Annotated in this window: 19 protein-coding genes; 13 read left to right on the forward strand and 6 right to left on the reverse strand. The window is 57.7% G+C overall.

Going from position 1 to position 17,972, the window contains the following annotated elements; translation table 11 throughout:
* Positions 1-13 precede the first annotated feature (13 nt).
* The 9 genes from purB (at position 14) to B7444_RS00120 (ending at position 6,928) form a co-directional block, all read left to right on the forward strand.
* The gene (purB, locus tag B7444_RS00080) at positions 14-1,345 is read left to right on the forward strand and encodes an adenylosuccinate lyase (protein ID WP_007281912.1); all 1,332 of its coding nucleotides are present in this window, start codon (positions 14-16) and stop codon (positions 1,343-1,345) included.
* Positions 1,346-1,488: 143 nt separating this feature from the next.
* The gene (gene purC, locus B7444_RS00085) at positions 1,489-2,253 is read left to right on the forward strand and encodes a phosphoribosylaminoimidazolesuccinocarboxamide synthase (RefSeq protein ID WP_007281913.1); all 765 of its coding nucleotides are present in this window, start codon (positions 1,489-1,491) and stop codon (positions 2,251-2,253) included.
* Positions 2,250-2,492 (forward strand): phosphoribosylformylglycinamidine synthase subunit PurS, encoded by a 243-nt coding sequence (purS, locus tag B7444_RS00090; protein ID WP_007281914.1) that lies wholly within the window; start codon positions 2,250-2,252, stop codon positions 2,490-2,492. The genes purC and purS overlap by 4 nt, the downstream gene beginning before the upstream one ends.
* Positions 2,489-2,878, forward strand: coding sequence for a Rap1a/Tai family immunity protein (locus B7444_RS00095; protein ID WP_007281915.1), 390 nt, complete (start codon positions 2,489-2,491; stop codon positions 2,876-2,878). Before purS ends, B7444_RS00095 begins: the two co-directional genes overlap by 4 nt.
* Positions 2,875-3,576, forward strand: coding sequence for a phosphoribosylformylglycinamidine synthase subunit PurQ (gene purQ, locus B7444_RS00100; RefSeq protein WP_007281916.1), 702 nt, complete (start codon positions 2,875-2,877; stop codon positions 3,574-3,576). The genes B7444_RS00095 and purQ overlap by 4 nt, the downstream gene beginning before the upstream one ends.
* Entirely contained in the window at positions 3,573-5,777 is a 2,205-nt protein-coding gene (gene purL, locus B7444_RS00105) for a phosphoribosylformylglycinamidine synthase subunit PurL (protein ID WP_007281917.1), read from the forward strand. Before purQ ends, purL begins: the two co-directional genes overlap by 4 nt.
* A gap of 3 nt (positions 5,778-5,780) precedes the next feature.
* Positions 5,781-6,011: a BolA family protein gene (locus tag B7444_RS00110; RefSeq protein ID WP_035730452.1), complete on the forward strand. Its 231-nt coding sequence runs from the start codon at positions 5,781-5,783 to the stop codon at positions 6,009-6,011.
* Between the two features lie 90 nt (positions 6,012-6,101).
* Positions 6,102-6,437 (forward strand): Grx4 family monothiol glutaredoxin, encoded by a 336-nt coding sequence (gene grxD, locus B7444_RS00115; RefSeq protein ID WP_007281919.1) that lies wholly within the window; start codon positions 6,102-6,104, stop codon positions 6,435-6,437.
* A 191-nt stretch (positions 6,438-6,628) separates the two neighbouring features.
* Entirely contained in the window at positions 6,629-6,928 is a 300-nt protein-coding gene (locus tag B7444_RS00120) for a hypothetical protein (protein WP_007281920.1), read from the forward strand.
* 3 nt (positions 6,929-6,931) lie between these two features.
* On the opposite strand, the gene B7444_RS00125 is transcribed toward B7444_RS00120, so the two are convergent.
* Genes B7444_RS00125 through B7444_RS00135 form a run of 3 tightly spaced genes read right to left on the reverse strand, consistent with a single transcriptional unit; the run spans position 6,932 to position 9,757 of the window.
* Positions 6,932-7,303 (reverse strand): YraN family protein, encoded by a 372-nt coding sequence (locus tag B7444_RS00125; RefSeq protein WP_081603763.1) that lies wholly within the window; start codon positions 7,301-7,303, stop codon positions 6,932-6,934.
* Complete coding sequence (hemB, locus tag B7444_RS00130; protein WP_035730466.1) at positions 7,300-8,298, reverse strand: porphobilinogen synthase; 999 nt, start codon at positions 8,296-8,298, stop codon at positions 7,300-7,302. Before hemB ends, B7444_RS00125 begins: the two co-directional genes overlap by 4 nt.
* Positions 8,299-8,314: 16 nt before the next feature.
* A complete protein-coding gene (locus tag B7444_RS00135; RefSeq protein ID WP_007281923.1) occupies positions 8,315-9,757 on the reverse strand; it encodes an APC family permease in 1,443 nt (480 codons plus the stop codon).
* 92 nt (positions 9,758-9,849) lie between these two features.
* Here B7444_RS00135 and glyA point away from each other — a divergent pair, with 92 nt between their 5' ends.
* Positions 9,850-11,154: a serine hydroxymethyltransferase gene (gene glyA / locus B7444_RS00140; protein ID WP_007281924.1), complete on the forward strand. Its 1,305-nt coding sequence runs from the start codon at positions 9,850-9,852 to the stop codon at positions 11,152-11,154.
* On the opposite strand, the gene B7444_RS00145 is transcribed toward glyA, so the two are convergent.
* Both B7444_RS00145 and argE read right to left on the reverse strand, forming a co-directional pair.
* Positions 11,151-12,200 (reverse strand): M14 family metallopeptidase, encoded by a 1,050-nt coding sequence (locus B7444_RS00145; protein ID WP_007281925.1) that lies wholly within the window; start codon positions 12,198-12,200, stop codon positions 11,151-11,153. The two genes, glyA and B7444_RS00145, sit on opposite strands and share 4 nt — an antisense overlap.
* Complete coding sequence (gene argE, locus B7444_RS00150) at positions 12,197-13,372, reverse strand: acetylornithine deacetylase (protein ID WP_007281926.1); 1,176 nt, start codon at positions 13,370-13,372, stop codon at positions 12,197-12,199. Before argE ends, B7444_RS00145 begins: the two co-directional genes overlap by 4 nt.
* A 129-nt stretch (positions 13,373-13,501) precedes the next feature.
* Here argE and B7444_RS00155 point away from each other — a divergent pair, with 129 nt between their 5' ends.
* Both B7444_RS00155 and B7444_RS00160 read left to right on the forward strand, forming a co-directional pair.
* Entirely contained in the window at positions 13,502-14,746 is a 1,245-nt protein-coding gene (locus B7444_RS00155; RefSeq protein ID WP_007281927.1) for a glycosyltransferase family 4 protein, read from the forward strand.
* Entirely contained in the window at positions 14,737-15,804 is a 1,068-nt protein-coding gene (locus B7444_RS00160; RefSeq protein WP_007281928.1) for a glycosyltransferase, read from the forward strand. Before B7444_RS00155 ends, B7444_RS00160 begins: the two co-directional genes overlap by 10 nt.
* Here B7444_RS00160 and B7444_RS00165 read toward each other — a convergent pair.
* Positions 15,801-17,054: a DEAD/DEAH box helicase gene (locus B7444_RS00165; RefSeq protein WP_007281929.1), complete on the reverse strand. Its 1,254-nt coding sequence runs from the start codon at positions 17,052-17,054 to the stop codon at positions 15,801-15,803. The two genes, B7444_RS00160 and B7444_RS00165, sit on opposite strands and share 4 nt — an antisense overlap.
* Between B7444_RS00165 and B7444_RS00170 the strand changes: the two genes are divergently transcribed.
* On the forward strand, positions 17,038-17,970 hold the full coding sequence (locus B7444_RS00170) for a mitochondrial fission ELM1 family protein (protein WP_007281930.1): 933 nt from the start codon (positions 17,038-17,040) through the stop codon (positions 17,968-17,970). The genes B7444_RS00165 and B7444_RS00170 overlap by 17 nt on opposite strands.
* Positions 17,971-17,972: the final 2 nt, after the last annotated feature.

Raw genomic sequence — 17,972 nt, forward strand, 5'->3', positions numbered from 1 at the left:
TCCCGGAGTTCTCATGGTTCCGCGTTACAGCCGCCCCCAGATGACCGCAATCTGGTCGCCCGCCAACCGCTACCGGATCTGGTTCGAAATCGAAGCCCTGGCCTGTGAAGCCATGGCTCAGCAGGGCGCCATGCCTGCCGAATCAGCCAAAACGATCCGCGAAAAGGGAGACGCCGCAATGGCTGCGTTCTCCGATGCTGATCTGGCCCGGATTGACGAGATCGAGGCCGAAACGCGCCATGACGTGATTGCGTTCCTGACCTGGCTTGCAGAAAAGGTCGGTCCGGACAGCCGCTTCGTGCATCTGGGCATGACGTCTTCCGACGTGCTTGACACCTGCCTGTCCGTTCAGATGACACAGGCCGCCGACCTTCTGCTTGAAGATCTGGATCGCGTTCTGGACGCCCTCAAGACACGCGCCTATGAGCACAAGCTGACTGTCACGATCGGCCGCAGCCACGCCATTCATGCTGAACCGACGAGCTTTGGCCTGAAACTGGCTGGCCACTACGCTGAGTTTGCCCGTAACAAGGAGCGTCTGCTGCAGGCACGCAAGGAAATCGCCGTCTGTGCCATTTCCGGCGCCGTGGGTACCTACGCGCATATCGACCCGGCTGTTGAAGAGTATGTTGCTGACAAGCTCGGGCTTGTTGCCGAGAGCGTTTCCACGCAGGTCATCCCGCGTGACCGCCACGCTGCTTTCTTCTGCACGCTCGGCGTCATTGCAAGCGGCATTGAGCGTCTGGCCGTCGAAGTGCGTCACCTCCAGCGCTCGGAAGTCCGGGAAGCGGAAGAGTTCTTCCACAAGGGCCAGAAGGGCAGTTCCGCGATGCCGCACAAGCGGAATCCGGTTCTTTCCGAAAACCTGACCGGCCTTGCCCGTCTGATCCGCTCGCATGTCGTTCCGGCGCTTGAGAACGTGGCGCTGTGGCACGAGCGGGACATCAGCCACTCTTCCGTAGAGCGGAACATCTGCCCGGACGGAACAATCGGGCTTGATTTCGCCCTGATCCGTCTGGCTGGCATGATGGAAAAGCTGGTGATCTATCCGGATCAGATGATTGCCAACATGGAAAGCCTCGGTGGCGTGGTGCATTCCGGCGAAGTTCTGCTGGTTCTGGCCCGTGCCGGCATTTCCCGTGAAGACGCCTACCGGATTGTGCAGCGCAACGCCATGGAGACATGGACGAAGCTGGGTAAGCCGGGCTTCCGCACGTTCCGCGAAAATCTGGAGGCCGACCCGGAAGTGTCAGGTCGTGTGAGCGCAGAGGTTCTGGACCGCGCATTCGATCCGGCACAGCATCTCAAGCAGATTGATCGTATCTACAGCCGCGTTTTCGGCTAATCTGGACAAATCTGGGCGGGAATAGTTTTCCCGCACTCTCGCGGTTCCGGTTCCGTAATGCTATGGAACCGGAAAACCGTCGCTGGACCAGCCGTTTCCGCATCCCTACGAACCGGGACGGCGCAACGCAGTAAGGATTGCTCATGGCCCGCCGCCGCCAGCTTTACGAAGGCAAAGCCAAGGTTCTTTTTGAAGGACCAGAGCCCGGAACGCTCGTGCAGTATTTCAAGGATGACGCCACCGCCGGAAACGGCGCGAAAAGTGGTATCATCACCGGGAAGGGTGTGCTGAATAACCGTATCAGCGAACATCTGATGATGAAGCTGCATGACATCAACATCCCCACGCACTTCATTCGCCGTCTTAACATGCGCGAGCAGCTGATCCGGGAAGTCGAGATTATCCCGCTGGAAGTTGTCGTCCGCAACGTGGCAGCTGGCTCCATCGCCAAGCGCCTGGGCATTCCCGAGGGAACGCGCCTGCCACGCACCATCATCGAATATTATTACAAGAATGATTCCCTTGGAGACCCGATGGTCTCGGAGGAGCATATCGCCGCATTCGACTGGGCCTCTCCGCAGGATCTGGATGACATGAACACCCTTGCTCTCAGGACCAATGATTTCCTGATGGGAGTTTTCATGGGTGTCGGCATTACGCTCGTTGATTTCAAACTGGAATTCGGCCGTCTGTGGGAAGGCGAGGAGATGCGGATCATCGTCGCTGACGAGATCTCTCCGGACAACTGCCGCCTGTGGGACGCCAAAACCAGCGAGAAGATGGACAAGGACCGGTTCCGCAGGGACATGGGCCGCGTCGAGGAAGCTTATCAGGAAGTCGCACGGCGTCTCGGGATTCTTCCCGAAGCCAGCAATGGAGACCTCAAGGGTCCGGAGGCAGTACAGTGAAGATCCGCGTTTTTGTTTCCCTGAAGGACGGCGTTCTTGATCCACAGGGCAAGGCTGTTGGCCATGCGCTTGAGTCTCTTGGCTTCAAAGGTGTTGGTGAAGTCCGCGTGAACCGCGTTGTCGAGCTGGACGTTCCTGCAACGGACAAGGCCGCAGCTGTCAAGCAGGGCGAAGACATGGCCCGCGCACTGCTGGCCAACGAAGTGATCGAGGATTTCAGCGTCGAGGTGGCAGCATGAAGCTCTTCTCCGCAGCCCTTCTGGCAACCGGTCTTCTGGCCGCGACTGCCGTTCCTGCTCACGCGCAACGCGTCTCCAAGGTCTCCGGCAAGGCCCTCGGCAATATGTGCTCGGCCAGCAAGTCCACCGCTCTGTGCGATGCTTACCTCGCTGGGGTGATGGACAGCGAAGTCTGGGCCAAGAAATACGACAGCTACGCGGATGATGCTGGTGCTCCAGTCGCGTTCTGCGTTCCGACGGGTGAGACCACTACGCAGGTTCGCGGCAAACTGATTTCATGGCTGCACGCTCACACTGATGCTCTGACGCAGCCGGGTGGCAAGGCCGTTTATCGCGCGCTGCACGAGGCTTATCCGTGCCACGCTGCTTCGGAGGGCCAGAAATGAAGGCAGGTATCGTCGTATTTCCCGGCACGAACCGGGAGCGCGACATGGTGCATGCCCTGAAGCTGGTTTCCGGTCAGGCCCCGAAAATGATCTGGCATCGTGAGACCTCTCTCGGTGATCTGGATCTCGTGGTTCTACCGGGTGGCTTCAGCTTCGGGGACTACCTGCGCAGTGGCGCCATGGCCGCTCATTCACCCATCATGCGCGAAGTCAAAGCCTTCGCAGAGAAGGGCGGTCACGTTCTGGGTGTCTGCAACGGTTTCCAGATCCTGGCGGAATCCCATCTTCTGCCGGGTGCACTGCTTCGGAATGCCGGTCTTCGCTTCCTGTCGCAGGACTGCCATCTGAAGGTCGAAAACGCGTCTTCCCCTTTCACTCAGGGCTGGTCTTCCGGTGATGTCTTCCGTGCACCCCTGGCGCATGGTGACGGCAATTATACAGCCTCTGACGAGACGCTTGCGCGCCTTGAAGGCGAGGGCCGGGTAGCCTTTCGCTACTGTGGCGCCAAAGGTGAGGTTTCGCATGATGACCGTCATGTGAACCCCAATGGCAGCGCTCGCTCTATCGCTGGTATTTTAAGCGAAAACGGCCGTGTCTGTGGCCTGATGCCGCATCCGGAAAACCTGACTGACCCGGAAATCGGTGACACTGATGGTGTGCCGCTCTTCAAAGGCCTTGTGGAGGCTCTCGTCGGATGAGTGTGACAATCGACGCCAAACTGGCTCAGTCCTTTGGTCTGACGGTCGAGGAATATGAGAAGGTCCTGACCATTATGGGCCGGACGCCAAGCTTTACGGAGCTGGGAATTTTCTCGGTGATGTGGTCGGAGCACTGCTCCTATAAATCGTCCCGCATCCACCTCAAGACGCTGCCAACCAAGGCACCATGGGTCATCCATGGGCCTGGTGAGAACGCGGGCGTGGTGGATATCGGCGAAGGTCTGGCAGCCGTCTTCAAGATGGAAAGCCACAACCATCCGTCTTTCATCGAGCCTTATCAGGGCGCTGCAACAGGCGTAGGCGGTATTCTGCGTGACGTGTTCACCATGGGCGCCCGTCCGGTTGCCAACCTGAATGCCCTGCGTTTCGGTGATCCGAAAACACCGGGAACGCGCCGGATTGTTGACGGTGTGGTTCGCGGCGTGGGTGGCTACGGCAACTGCGTTGGCGTTCCGACTGTGGGTGGCGAAGTCAACTTCCACAAGGCCTATGACGGCAATCCGCTCGTCAATGCCATGACGGTTGGCGTGGCCAAGCAGGACAAGATCTTCCTGTCTGCTGCTGCGGGTGTGGGCAATCCGGTCGTGTATGTCGGGTCCAAGACGGGCCGTGATGGCATTCATGGCGCCACCATGTCGTCCGCGGAGTTTGACGAAGAGGCCGCGTCCAAGCGTCCGACCGTGCAGGTTGGGGACCCGTTCATCGAGAAACTTCTGATTGAAGCCTGCCTCGAACTGATGGCAACCGATGCAATCGTCGCCATTCAGGACATGGGCGCTGCTGGCCTGACGTCTTCCGCCGTGGAAATGGCAGGCAAGGGTGGCGTTGGCATCGAGATGGATCTTGATGCGGTCCCGCAACGCGAACCCAACATGTCCGCCTATGAGATGATGCTGTCCGAGAGCCAGGAGCGGATGCTCATGGTCCTCAAGCCGGAAAGCACCGAACAGGCCCGCGCCATCTTCGAGAAGTGGGAGCTGGATTTCGCTGTTGTCGGGCATCTGACCGATACCGGACGCATCACGGTCAAGCACAAGGGCGTGATCGAAGCTGACATCGAGCTGGCACCGCTGGCCGATGAGGCTCCGATCTACAATCGTCCGACCGTGCCTCTCGAAAAGCCACGCTACATTCAGCCTCCGGCTGATCCTGTAGGGGTAGAGCATGCCCTTCTGACGCTGATCGGCTGCCCTGACCTGGCCTCTCGTGCATGGGTGTGGAACCAGTATGACGGTTCCGTGGGTGGCAACACAGCGCGTCGCCCTGGTGCAGCCGATGCTGCGGTTGTTCGCGTGGAAGGGTCCCGTCTGGGTCTGGCTCTGACGACGGACTGCACACCACGATATTGTCAGGCTGACCCGAAAGTAGGTGGCGCACAGGCTGTTGCTGAAGCATGGCGCAACATCACGGCAACAGGCGCCAAGCCGCTTGCCGTGACGGATAACCTGAACTTCGGCAACCCGGAACGCCCGGAAATCATGGCGCAGTTCGCAGAAGCCATCAAAGGTATGGGTGATGCCTGCCGCGCGCTCGACTTCCCGGTCGTGAGTGGCAACGTATCGCTTTATAACGAGACGCGCTCCCCGACGGGTCTGGCACAAGCTATTCTTCCGACGCCGGCCATTGGTGCCCTTGGCGTATTGGCAGATGCCTCACGTTCGATCGGGCTTGCGATGCCTGATGCACACGGCCTTGTCCTGATTGGTGAAATCCGTGGCGAACTGGGGCAGTCCCTGTGGCTGCGTGAAATCTGCCATCGGGAAGAGGGCGCACCACCGCATGTTGATCTCGTGGCCGAACGCCGGAATGGCGATTTCGTCCGTGGTCAGATCGAAGCAGGAGCCGTAACGGCCTGTCATGACATCGCGGACGGTGGACTTCTGGTCACGATTGCCGAGATGGTGATGGCAGGGAATGTCGGCTGCACGCTGAATCCGCCTCCATCCAATCTTCCGCTGCATGCGTTCTGGTTTGGTGAAGATCAGGCCTGCTACGTTGTCGCAACGCCAGATTCCCAGAAGCTTCTCGCTGCGGCTGAAAAAGCTCATGTTCCAGCACGCAAGCTGGGCCGTTCGGGCGGTACAGCATTGAACCTTGCTGACAGGATTTCCTTGGAGGCCAGCAGGCTGCGCAAGATCAACGCTGCCTTTTTCCCGAAATTCATGGGTGAGGAGGCCTGAGTTATGCCAATGAGTGCCGCTGAAATCGAACGTACGATTCTTGCTGCGATCCCGGATGCTGAAATTACAATCCAGGATCTTGCCGGAGATGGCGATCATTACGCCTGCACGGTTATCAGTGAAGCCTTTCAGGGGCTTTCCCGTGTACGCCAGCACAAACTGGTTTATGATGCATTCGGAAATCGAATGGGAACAGAGCTGCACGCAATGGCTCTCAAAACCCTGACCCCTTGAACTCCGGGGAAATCATTCCCTTCTGAAGTGACCGCCGACAGTGGGAGAGAGGTGTGACCTCTCTCTTCTGCCCATAAGAGGAAAAACCCAATGTCCGAGACCGTGTTCCAGCACATCCAGAACCTGATCGACGCAAACCCGGTCATGCTGTTCATGAAGGGTGACAAGCTCTTCCCACAATGCGGCTTTTCTGCGCGTGTCGTGCAGATCCTGACGCATCTTGGTGTTCCGTTCGAGACCTGCAACATTCTTGAAAGCGCTGAACTCCGTCAGGGCATCAAGGATTTCTCCCAGTGGCCGACCGTTCCTCAGCTCTACGTCAAGGGTGAGTTCGTTGGCGGCTGCGATATCGTCACGGACATGTACCAGAGCGGTGAACTTGAGACGCTGCTGACCGAAAAGGGAATCGCTACGGCGAACGCCTGATTTGTTAATTCCGGCCTGTAAAATGGCCGGAATTCAACTTTTTACAAGGTCTGCGACTGCCACAATTCAGCCATGTTGTGCCCAAAAATGGCAAGACCTTGATTTTTTCTAAAACTTACCCAAACGGGGTTGTCGAACTCTGCGTTTACGTCATACGGTAAACCCATCAGAACAGGGATGGGATCACGTCAATGGCGCGACAGTGGGCTGGCCGAATTGCTCTCGGCATTATGGGAATTGGTCTTTGCATGGGGGCCGGAAAAGCTCATGCCCGTGCAGCAATTACTGATTTTGAAGCCAGCAAGCTGACATTCGACGCGCTGACTGCAACACCAGTCTACCATCGCCCTGTCGTTCACTTTGCACGCCATCCTGCAAGCCATTCCATGGCATGGAGCGGACATCGCGCCGTGATCCGCAACGTGGCTTACCGTCCGCACGCCTCTGTTGCGACGACGGCTCATCGTCACACACGCAGCCGCCGCACCTGATTTCTATGTTAGGCGTAGCGCATCCATGATGCGTCGCGCCTGTCCTTCGCGATCGACGACAATAACGTCGAACCTCGTGTTAGGACGGCACCATTCGGGTTTGGTTTCCAGAACATAACCGAATGACGCCATCAGGCGTTCTGCCTGACGAGGAGCAAGAGCGTCTGCGCCGTCCCGAAGCGTAGCGCGGCTTTTGACTTCTACCCCAATAATCCAGTTTTCATCCGCGACAAGCAGATCAATTTCGCCATAGGGTGTCCTGAGCCTCTGAGCCAGAATGTCCAGCCCTGCCTCCACCATATGGCGCTTAGCGATCTCTTCGGCGTTCAGGCCTCCGTAATAAGCCTGGACGCCTTTCGCCCGACGGTTAATCAGCGCTCTTCTTTCAGAAGACGGGCAGCATCAATCGCAAAATACGTCAGGATGCCGTTACAGCCTGCGCGCTTGAAAGCAATCAGGCTTTCCATGATGGTGCGATCCCGATCCAGCCAGCCATTCTGGATGGCACCGGCCAGCATCGCATACTCACCAGACACCTGATAAGCGAAGGTCGGGACAGAGAAACGGTCACGAATACGGCGGATGATATCCAGATACGGCATGCCGGGCTTGACCATGATCATGTCCGCACCCTCACGAATATCCTGCTCAACCTCACGCAGAGCTTCGTCCGAATTGGCCGGATCCATCTGGTAGGTTTTCTTGTCCCCGGTCAGAAGGCCACCTGATCCCAGCGCATCACGAAATGGGCCGTAGAAGGCAGAAGCATACTTTGCGGTGTAAGCCATAATGCGAACAGTCTCGAAGCCGTTGGCATCAAGCGTCTCGCGAATTGCCTGCACACGCCCGTCCATCATGTCGGACGGCGCAATAATGTCGTTTCCGGCACGTGCCTGATTGAGCGCCTGCTGACGCAGGATTTCGACGGACTCGTCATTAAGGATACGACCATCCTTGATAACGCCGTCATGGCCATGATCCGTGTAAGGATCGAGCGCCACGTCACCAATGACACCAAGCTCAGGAAAGGCCTCCTTGATGACGCGGGACGCGCGGCACATCAGATTGTCCGGATTCAGGGCTTCAGTCCCTGTGGCATCACGCAGTTCGACTGGCGTGATCGGGAAAATGGCAACAGCCAGGATGCCAAGTTCAACAGCCGGGCGGACATGTTCCACGAGGTTGTCGAGGCTGACGCGCTCAACACCGGGCATGGAGGAGACTTTCTGCCGCTGGTTTTCGCCTTCACAAACGAAAATCGGCCAGATCAGGTCATCGACGTGCAGGCGATTTTCCTGAACCAGCCGACGTGTAAAGGCATCGTGGCGATTACGCCGCGGGCGGAAGAGGGGGAATGATGCGTTCGTCATGCCCCCAATCATGCGCCTATATTTTCTGTCTGGAAAGCAGGCTGTGACGTACTCCGTAACAGAAATAGATCCCCAGCCCGATCACGAGCCATACTACCAGCCGAACCCAGGTCAGCAGGTCCAGAGACACCATGACCGCACCGCAGGACAGCACGCCCAGAACCGGAATGATCGGCCCACCGGGCACACGGAAGAGACGTGGCGCCTGAGGCTCCCGCATCCGTAAGAGCGGAACGCCAACGCAGACAATGATGAACGCAAGCAGGGTTCCGATGGATGTCATGTTGCCCAGCTCACCGATGGGCAGCACTGCGGTCAGAACGCTTGTCAGGGCAGCAAAGCAGAGATGGGACGTCCAGGGTGTATGCGTGCGCGTGTTCAGCTTCGCGAAGACTTTCGGGAGCAGCCCGTCATGCGACATGGCCAGAAATACGCGCGCCTGACCCAAAAGAAGCCCGAACAGGACAGAGACATACCCTACCGTAATCCCCAGCTTCACAAGGCTGGCGAGCCAGGGCGCACCAGCAGCATCAATCGCCGTTGCAACCGGGCTTGGATCATTCGCCATGCCTTTATAGTTCACAACCCCCGTCAAAACCGCCGAGAACACAGCATAGACGACACCACAGATCAGCAGACTTCCGATAATGCCCACGGGAATATCCCGGGCCGGATTTTTGCTGTCCTGCGCGGTTGTGGAGACGATATCGAATCCCAGATAGGCAAAGAATGCCATCCCCGCGGCACGCATCACGCCAGAAAAGCCGAAATGCCCGAAGGTGCCGTCATTCGGCGGAATATAGGGATGATAATTGGCCAGCTTGATATGCGGGATGCAGAACACCAGCACCAACGCGATGACTGCCAGCTTTACCACCACGATGGCATTATTCACTGCGGCGGACTGACTGACACCCCGCATCAGCAGCGCCGTCACGATCCAGATGGCCAGAACAGCCGGGAAATTAAACCAGGCAGTGACGACTGACCCGTCAGCAAGGGTCACGGGTGTCATGGGTGTCGCTAGGAGCCGCGGATCAATCGTAATGCCCCACCCTGACAGCAGGGATGATACATAGCCCGACCAGCTTGAAGCTACAGCGGCCGCCCCCACCGTATATTCCAGCACAAGATCCCAGCCAATAATCCATGCGATCAGCTCGCCCATAGACGCATAAGCGTAGGAATAGGCAGACCCGCCAGACGGGATCATGCCAGCCAGTTCGCCGTAACAGAGGCCAGCAAATCCGCAGGCGAGGGCGGCAATAAGATAGGACAGCGTGACGGCAGGGCCTGCATTCTGGCCAGCCGCAACGCCTGTCAGCGAGAACAGGCCGGCACCGATGGTGACGCCGACCCCGAGTGCGATCAGGTGCCAGGGGCCAAGAACACGTTTCAGGCCTGTATTGTCAGACGCAGCGGAAGACACAGGCTTGGTCCGCCAGAGCGGATTGGTCATGAAAGATCCTCGTTGGAAACACGGATTGTTTTTGCCGCCGCGCGCATTCTGCGGTAGTGACGGGGCGAACTCACCCTGGAGAATGGACCACGATGTCGGAACACGCCAGCCAGTCCACGCTGAATCCTTTTTTCCACGCGCCTCTGAAAGAGGCTGATGCCGAAGTTGCCTCCATCCTGAACGACGAACTGACCCGTCAGCAGGATGGTATCGAGCTGATCGCGTCCGAAAACATGGCATCTTTTGCCGTGATGGAAGCGCAGGGCTCTGTTCTGACCAACAAGTACGCTGAAGGTCTTCCGGGCAAGCGCTACTATGGTGGCTGCGTGGACGTGGATCGCGTTGAAACCCTCGCCATCGAGCGCCTTAAAAAGCTGTTTGGCGCCGAATTTGCAAACGTGCAGCCGCATTCCGGCGCCAATGCCAATCAGGCCGCCTTCATGGCGATGGCAAAGCCAGGTGACACCATTCTGGGTCTGAGCCTCGCGGCTGGCGGACATCTGACCCACGGTGCCGCTCCGAACTATTCCGGCAAGTGGTTCAACGCCGTTCAGTATGGCGTACGCGCGCAGGACGGCCTGATCGATTACGATCAGATGGAAGAGCTGGCCCGTGAGCACAAGCCAAAGATCATTGTCGCAGGCAGCTCCGCCTATCCACGCGTAATCGACTTCCCACGCTTCCGGAAGATTGCTGACGAAGTTGGCGCTTATCTGATGGTGGACATGGCACATTTTGCCGGTCTGGTCGCGGCTGGCCTGTATCCGAGCCCGCTGCCATACGCTGATATCGTGACGTCCACGACGCACAAGACCCTTCGCGGCCCGCGCGGTGGCATCATCCTGACGAACAGCGCCGAGCTGGCAAAGAAGGTCAACTCTGCCGTGTTCCCAGGCCTTCAGGGCGGCCCGCTGATGCACGTCATTGCAGGCAAGGCCGTTGCTTTTGGTGAGGCGCTGAAGGAAGACTTCCGCGACTACCAGAAGCGCGTTGTGGCCAATGCGAAGGCGCTGGCCGACGAACTTCAACTGCGTGGCTTCGACATTGTGACAGGTGGCACGGACAGCCATCTCGTTCTCGTGGATCTGCGCCCCAAGAAAGTGACGGGTAAGCTTGCGGAAGAAATTCTGGAGCGCGCCGGCATCACGGCTAACAAGAACGCCATCCCGTTTGATCCGGAAAAGCCGTTCGTCACGTCTGGCATTCGTCTGGGCAGCCCTGCTGCAACGGCACGTGGGTTCGGCGAAGAAGAATTCCGCACCATTGCCCGCATGATGGACGAAGTTCTGACGGCGGCTCTGGAAGAGGGCGACGTCAATGACACGACCACACGTGTCCATGAAGAAGTGAAGGCGCTCTGCCGTCGCTTCCCGATCTATGATCGCGCTTCGGCCTAAGAGTTGAGGTGGACTGCGGTGCGTCTGGCCAGACGCACCGCAAGCTGCCCCTGTCTGGGGCACAAATTCGGGACGATCAGCAAACACTTGTCATAAGGTGTACAGATCAGATCATGCCCGTCCCGGGCAATAACGGTTCCCGCATTTGGAATGCAGGTATTGCCAATCCATGGCTCCACAAATCTGAAATCTGCACTCCGCGCCATGACGTTATCCGTCACGACAGCCATTTCCGCTGGCTGCTTTGTGTCCGTTCCACGCCCCTGAAAATGAATTCGCATCGCGTCTTTCAGAAAACGCTCGGAAATCCTGACCATCATGTCCACGGTCTCTGGCTGCCAGTGCAGACCGGCTTCCAGAAGACAGGCTCGGCCGGTTCCACCAATCGCCATGAACCGGGAATGCTCAATCAGCCGTGAACCGCCATGATGTCCGAGATCTGTCAGAACCAGCGCGGCCGGATCCTCTTCCGAGGCCAGGATACAGGCAAAGTCGCTGGAACGTCGACGTGGCGGAACGATAAAAACAGAATCGGACGGCCAGAGCGTGGAGTGAAGATCCAGCAGCAGGTCCGCTCGCTCAAGAAAAGGAAGAATTTCACGGGCCCGATCCAGTTCACTGGAGTGTTCATCACTTTTCAGTCGTGACGAATGCCACAGGCGATTCAGATCCTCGGTCAGGTAGCGGGACGTCATCGGAGCCGTCCGATCAAAGCGATCGAAAGCCTCCAGATTGGCAAGGATCAGTGTGAGCCGCCCGGTAAGGGGGACGGGATGACTTTGGCGCAGAATTTCCAGAGCATGGCCACCAGCATACTCGTTGCCATGCACCATACCCGTAATCACGAGATCCGGCCCGCTCTGACCAGAGTCAAAAATCTGGACGCCGGGAATGCCTGACGGAGGATTACGCCAGGCGGAAAGGTCGGGAGGGTCCAGGCAAACATTCAAAGGATAAGCCGGACGACCACATCCGGGCAGGTCTTCCGTCAGGCGAGGCTGGCGAATCCTGATCGGATGATGTCTCTGACCAGCCTTGCAACTCATGCCGTCCCGCTCACCCTCCGTGCAAAGTCCCGAAGCGCCTTTTCACAACGCTCCAGTTGCTCCCTGGCAACAAACTCATCGGGACGATGCGCCTGCGCGATGTCGCCCGGTCCGCAGACGATGCTGTTCATACCGCCCCGTTGATAGATGCCAGCTTCAGTGCCGTATGAAACCATGCCTGTCGTGTTTCGGCCAGTGATCTGACAGGTCAGATCTGTCAGCGGATGATCCATAGGCAAAGCGAGCGGCGGAAGATCTACAAGTTGGAGATAACTGATCCCGCCCTCGGGATTATCCTTTTTGAGATCCTTGTCCAAAGGCGCAAGAGTTTCCTTGAGTTTCTCAAACTCTTCAGCGCCTTCATCTCCCGGCACGTTCCGCCATTCCACATCAAACTGCGCATGCTCGGGAATGATATTGAGAATACTTCCCCCTGACGCCAGCCCGACCTGCATGGTGGTGTAGGGAGGCGTGAAACCTTCGATCCGGCGGCCCTCACGAGCAAACCGGTCTGCTTCATCAGCGCATAATGCAATGGCACGCCCCATGGCATGCAGCGCGTTTCGGCCACCTTCAGGAAGGGAGGAGTGGCCGGGTTTCCCGGTCAGCCGAACCCGCACGGCAAAACGCCCCTTGTGAGCAATCACCGGGCTCATCATGGTCGGCTCACCGACAATGCACAGCTCCGGCAACAGATCCGCACGACGAATATCTGCAATCAGAGACCGCGCGCCATCGCAGGTGATTTCCTCGTCACAGGTGAAAAGAAGATGAACTGGCTTGGGAAGTTCCATGGCCTTGAAGTCAGGGATGGCTGCCAACATACAGGCTACATAACCTTTCATGTCCGCTGCGCCACGCCCGTAAAGAAGACCATTTTCTTCACGCAGAACGAAGGGATCAGATGACCAGTCCTGCCCATCGACCGGAACACAATCCACATGCCCGGCGAATGCTATGCCACCGGCAGTCTGAGGGCCGATAATGGCATGCAAGTTCCATTTCCCGTTATCTCCCCCCGGATAGCGAACGAAAAAGACCTCTTGGGACGCGAGGTAGGATTCAATCCATTCGATGATCGGCAGGTTGGATCGGCTGCTCGTTGTATCAAACGATATCAATACCGAAAGAATCGTTTCTGCACTGAGGGGAATAGGGCGCTGATCCGTCATAGATTGCACTGTAAGCACGTTCCGCGCCCCTGATCATAGAGACTTTGAAGGATAGCAGCGTAGCAATGTGTCCGCCTGCAACATGTTGTAAAAAATAAGACACGAAAATTGTGGTTTTAATTTCTGACAGTGTTCGTCTGTTCCAAAAGACGCCTTGAAGGAATTTCTGTGAAGCGCAGTACGGGCCTATCGTTTTTTCACAAGGTGTGGCGAAAATTTCCCCAGCAACAGAGACGCTGCTTCTTTGCCTGGGCTACAGCAGGCATAACGCCCGGCGTCCGATCAAGTTACCCCCGACATGCGTCCGGCGTTATTGTTGCGGGCGAGTTCAGCCGAGGCTCCGGCATGGGGGAAGGTGCACGCCTTATGGTGGCGGCCCTTCGCAAGCTCGGCATCCTGTGTGCCACATGGGACATTGATACATGCCGCCTGGACGGAGAGGCTGTCGGTCCGGGCGCACCACTGATCATGCATGTCAACGCGCCCATGCTTCCCGCTGCATTGCTCAGAATGCCGCGTACGCTCAAAATCGAACGGAAAGTCATCGGCTACTGGGCCTGGGAACTCCCGGTTGTGCCAGACACATGGAGACATGCACGACGGCATGTTCATGAAATCTGGGCGCCGTCCCGCTTTACTGCTGATGCTCTGATCCCCTTGGGACGTCCCGTACGCGTCGTGGAACACCCCGTCGGACTGGCAGACCAGACCCCATCCGCGCGCGATCGTACGTCTTTCGGACTCCCAGAAAAGGCTGTCATTGTTCTGGTCTCTTTCAATCTGGCATCGAGCATGGTGCGCAAAAACCCGATCGATACGATTCTGGCATTCCGCGAAGCGTTTGGTGACAGCGAGGACCGCCTTTTGCTTCTGAAGATCGGCCATACGGAAAATTATCCCGAAGACATGGTTGCCATCCGGGACACCGTTGGAAATGCCACCAATATCCGCATAGATATGCACCATTACAGCGGTGCCGATCGACTGGCCCTGATGGGCTGCTGCGACATCGTGCTGTCCCTGCATCGCAGCGAGGGATTTGGCCTTGTTGTGGCCGAGGCGATGGCTCTGGGGCGATGTGTGATCGCGACCAACTGGTCTGCCACAGCCGAATTCATGGACAGCACCTGCGGGCTCCCTGTTGCTTATAGCCTCGTGCCTGCTCATGACCCGAGAGGCGTTCTGGAAATGCCCCAGACATGCTGGGCGCTTCCGGACAGGCACGCAGCCGTGCAGGTCCTTCGTCTGGCAGCAGACAATCCTGATCTTCGGAAACGGTTGGGCAAAGCCGGTCAGGACCGCATTGCAGAACATCTTCACGGGGCGAGCCTTCTGAACGCCATTAACGCCGCAGGAGTTGAAACGTGGCGGTAAAGACTGTCCTCGTCTGGCAATGGGGAAAAAGAGGGGCAGGGCCGCGCATAGCGGTTGATCTCGCGAATGGGCTGGCATCCTTACCGGATGTCTGTGTACGGCTTTCGCTTTCGGAAGAGGCTGAAATTCTTCACAGCCACCACGCACCGCAAGATGCTCTGGTGTTCAAAACCTACAAGTCTGCCCTGGGGCTGTTTGGCAGGTTTCTACAGGCTCCGCTGATCATCACGCAGCTGTTCCTGTCGATGCTCCGTAACAGGCCAGACGTCGCAATCTGTGCAATGCCGGCCCCGCTTGATGTTCTGATGGCCCATGCCCTGCGGCGGGCAGGCGTAAAGGTCGTGACAATTGTTCATGATGCCCGAGCACATCCGGGAGACGGCTATCCGTTTCAGATGCTCCTGCAGAAAGCACTCATCAGTCAGTCATCCCTTCTGGTGACGTTCAGCCAGCACGTCGCCAATGTGTTGTCAGGAGACGCCATCTGTCGGGGGAAATCGGTTCTTTCTCTTTCGCATCCGCCTTTTGTAGGGACGGAAGCGCCGCCACCTTTCAGCCATGGAGGGAAACCAAGACTGCTGATGTTCGGGCGACTGCTCCCCTACAAGGGGCTCGATCTACTGGCAGATGCCCTTCCTCAGCTGGAATTTGCGATCGATTGCAGGATCATCGGCAAAGGGCCGCAAAGCCCGGAACTGCTTCGCCTTTCCGAAATACGGGATGTAACCGTCGAAAACAGATGGGTGCCGGAAGACGAACTGTCGCGGCTGATCGCCTGGGCAGATGTGCTGCTCCTGCCTTACCGGGAAGCATCCCAGAGCGGTGTAGGCGCAATGGCAGCCGCAGGGGGGCGATATGTGGTGGCAACCACTGTCGGCGGACTGTCTGAGCAGTTTTCCGCCAATCCTCAGGCTGTGCTCTGCGAGCCAGACGCACGCTCAATCGCGATAGCCATCATCCAGCTTCTGAACTCCCCGCCACCCATTGCTCCGGCTCCTGACAGCGCCGGGGCATGGCAGGAACTGGGGCAGAAAATCCTGAATGCAGCAAGCAATTAGGTATCGAGAGCGTCTTCCGTCGCAATGCGGATCCGGTAACCAATATGCTTCTCAATATCGCGAAGGGACAGACGCTCATCGATATTGATGAGCGAGAAAGCAGCCCCTTTCTTACCCGCACGAGCCGTCCGTCCAATGCGGTGCACGTAAGCTTCGGGTGTCTCAGGCATATCCATGTTGATCACGAGATCCACATCGGAAATATCCAGCCCGCGGGACGCAATGTCCGTCGTAACCAGAACCGGCACGCGTCCCTGACGGAACAGATCAAGCGCCTTGTTCCGCGCGCCCTGAGTACGGTCACCATGCAGAGTCTCAGACCTGATATTGTGCTTGCGCAGGATCCTCGCCAGCAAATCGACATTTGCCTTCGTACGGGTGAACACCATACTGCGGCCGGGAAAGCGTTGCAGGATACGTGCAACAGTCTCAGGCTTGTCTTCCTTTTCCACGAACATCGCACGCTGGCGGATCTTCTTGGGCGTAAAAGTCTCCGCAGCCACTTCGACGCGAACAGGATCACGCGTCACACGCTTGGCCAGATCCATAACTGGCTCAGGGAGCGTAGCGGAGCAGAAAACCGTCTGGGGCGGAACGTCCGGGAAGTAAGGCGTCAGAGCAGTCATGCTCTCCGAAAAATCTTCATCCAGAAGACGGTCAGCCTCATCCAGAACAAGATATGTCAGATATTCAAGAACCAGTTCGCCCTGCGTGACGAGGTCCAGCAAACGACCATGCGTTGCGACAACGATATCAACGCCATCGACAATGGAACGGACCTGCTGCTCACGTGATGTTCCGCCACAGATCACACGTGTCTTCAGGGAGAGGCGACGGCCGAGCTGGCGGCAGACCGCAGCTGTCTGGGCAGCCAGTTCACGGGTCGGCTCCAGAATCAGGGCACGCGGGCCATGGACACTCTCACCCTTGGACAGGATCTGAAGCATGGGGAGAACAAAAGCAGCCGTTTTGCCGCTTCCCGTCTGGGATGCGACAAGAACATCCCGACCCTTCAGCAAAGGCGGAATTGCCTGAACCTGAATCGTGCTGGGCCGCTTGTGTCCCACCTGTTCCAGCGTAGCCAGAAGAGGAGAGATCAGACCAAATGCGGCAAAGCCGTTAGGAGCGTCGGTCGAAGGTGTGTCAGTCGAGGGTGTTTCAGGCATCGTCATATGCGCTTCTTGCCAAATTTCTTCCGTTTCGGGAAATAGCTCTTTTTTAAGGAGGCCCGCCATGAAGGCGACAATCATCGCAGAAGACTTCGCCGGCATGCGAGCACAGGGGGCAGGCCTTGCCGAAAAGGCTGGTCTTGAGTGGGAGTTCCGCCCCGTCCTGATCCGCAAACCCTGGAACCATTTTCCTGCCCGCTACTGGCCGTCTCCTCTAAAGCGCATCGCGCCAATCAGCATTTCGCCCGACAGCCGGCTCATCATCAGCATTGGCGGAACGGGCGGGGTTGCCGGCGCGGCAGTTGCCAGACGGGAAGGGCTACCGGTCGTCCAGATCCAGAACCCCAGAACAGCACTGTCAAAGTTCGATCTCGTGATCGCAAATACCCATGATGGCATCACCGGCGAGAATGTTTTGATTTCTCGCAATGCGCTGCATCCCGTAACGCCGCAGAAACTGGATGTCGCACGCGCCACGTGGGAAGGCCGCCTGAAACAGGATGACAGACCCTTGCTGTCCATCCTGATCGGCGGAACGAATGGACGTTTTTCTCTTGGAGCCGCCGAAGCAGCAGAAATGGCTGATGGACTGATCGCTTTTGCCAGCCGCAATGGTATGCAGGCGGTGCTGACGCCATCCCGCAGGACGGATGCCGCCGCGCTTGCTGTCCTGAAGGAAAAGCTGATCCCGGCCGGAATACGGATTCTTGAAGGGCAGGGCAGCGATAACCCTTATCTCGGGATGCTGGCCTGTGCGGACGTCATTGCGGTCACGACAGATAGTGTTTCGATGATTTCGGAAGCTGCGGCCACGACCGCACCGGTCATGATCCTGCCGCTTCCCGGAAAGTCCACCCGGATTGGCAGGTTTGTCGAAACCCTTCAGGACGCCGGGCGTATCCGGCCCTTCAGCCTCGACCTTGAACCCTGGTCCGTCCACCCGCTTGACGACACCCCTACTGCGGCGAGAGAAATGCGCCAACGACTGAAGCTCTGAAA

Origin of the sequence: Gluconobacter thailandicus F149-1 = NBRC 100600 (assembly GCF_000964465.1) — a bacterium.
Classification (GTDB): Bacteria; Pseudomonadota; Alphaproteobacteria; order Acetobacterales; family Acetobacteraceae; genus Gluconobacter; species Gluconobacter thailandicus.

Excerpts from the sequence above, each read along its gene's own strand:
- purC (WP_007281913.1), top strand. The coding sequence starts at position 1,489 with ATGGCCCGCCGCCGCCAGCTTTACGAAGGCAAAGCCAAGGTTCTTTTT.
- purQ (WP_007281916.1), top strand. The coding sequence starts at position 2,875 with ATGAAGGCAGGTATCGTCGTATTTCCCGGCACGAACCGGGAGCGCGAC.
- B7444_RS00095 (WP_007281915.1), top strand. The coding sequence starts at position 2,489 with ATGAAGCTCTTCTCCGCAGCCCTTCTGGCAACCGGTCTTCTGGCCGCG.
- grxD (WP_007281919.1), top strand. The coding sequence starts at position 6,102 with ATGTCCGAGACCGTGTTCCAGCACATCCAGAACCTGATCGACGCAAAC.
- hemB (WP_035730466.1), bottom strand. The coding sequence starts at position 8,298 with ATGACGAACGCATCATTCCCCCTCTTCCGCCCGCGGCGTAATCGCCAC.
- B7444_RS00165 (WP_007281929.1), bottom strand. The coding sequence starts at position 17,054 with ATGATTGTCGCCTTCATGGCGGGCCTCCTTAAAAAAGAGCTATTTCCC.
- B7444_RS00120 (WP_007281920.1), top strand. The coding sequence starts at position 6,629 with ATGGCGCGACAGTGGGCTGGCCGAATTGCTCTCGGCATTATGGGAATT.
- glyA (WP_007281924.1), top strand. The coding sequence starts at position 9,850 with ATGTCGGAACACGCCAGCCAGTCCACGCTGAATCCTTTTTTCCACGCG.
- purB (WP_007281912.1), top strand. The coding sequence starts at position 14 with ATGGTTCCGCGTTACAGCCGCCCCCAGATGACCGCAATCTGGTCGCCC.
- B7444_RS00110 (WP_035730452.1), top strand. The coding sequence starts at position 5,781 with ATGCCAATGAGTGCCGCTGAAATCGAACGTACGATTCTTGCTGCGATC.
- B7444_RS00135 (WP_007281923.1), bottom strand. The coding sequence starts at position 9,757 with ATGACCAATCCGCTCTGGCGGACCAAGCCTGTGTCTTCCGCTGCGTCT.
- argE (WP_007281926.1), bottom strand. The coding sequence starts at position 13,372 with ATGACGGATCAGCGCCCTATTCCCCTCAGTGCAGAAACGATTCTTTCG.
- B7444_RS00170 (WP_007281930.1), top strand. The coding sequence starts at position 17,038 with ATGAAGGCGACAATCATCGCAGAAGACTTCGCCGGCATGCGAGCACAG.
- purL (WP_007281917.1), top strand. The coding sequence starts at position 3,573 with ATGAGTGTGACAATCGACGCCAAACTGGCTCAGTCCTTTGGTCTGACG.
- B7444_RS00145 (WP_007281925.1), bottom strand. The coding sequence starts at position 12,200 with ATGAGTTGCAAGGCTGGTCAGAGACATCATCCGATCAGGATTCGCCAG.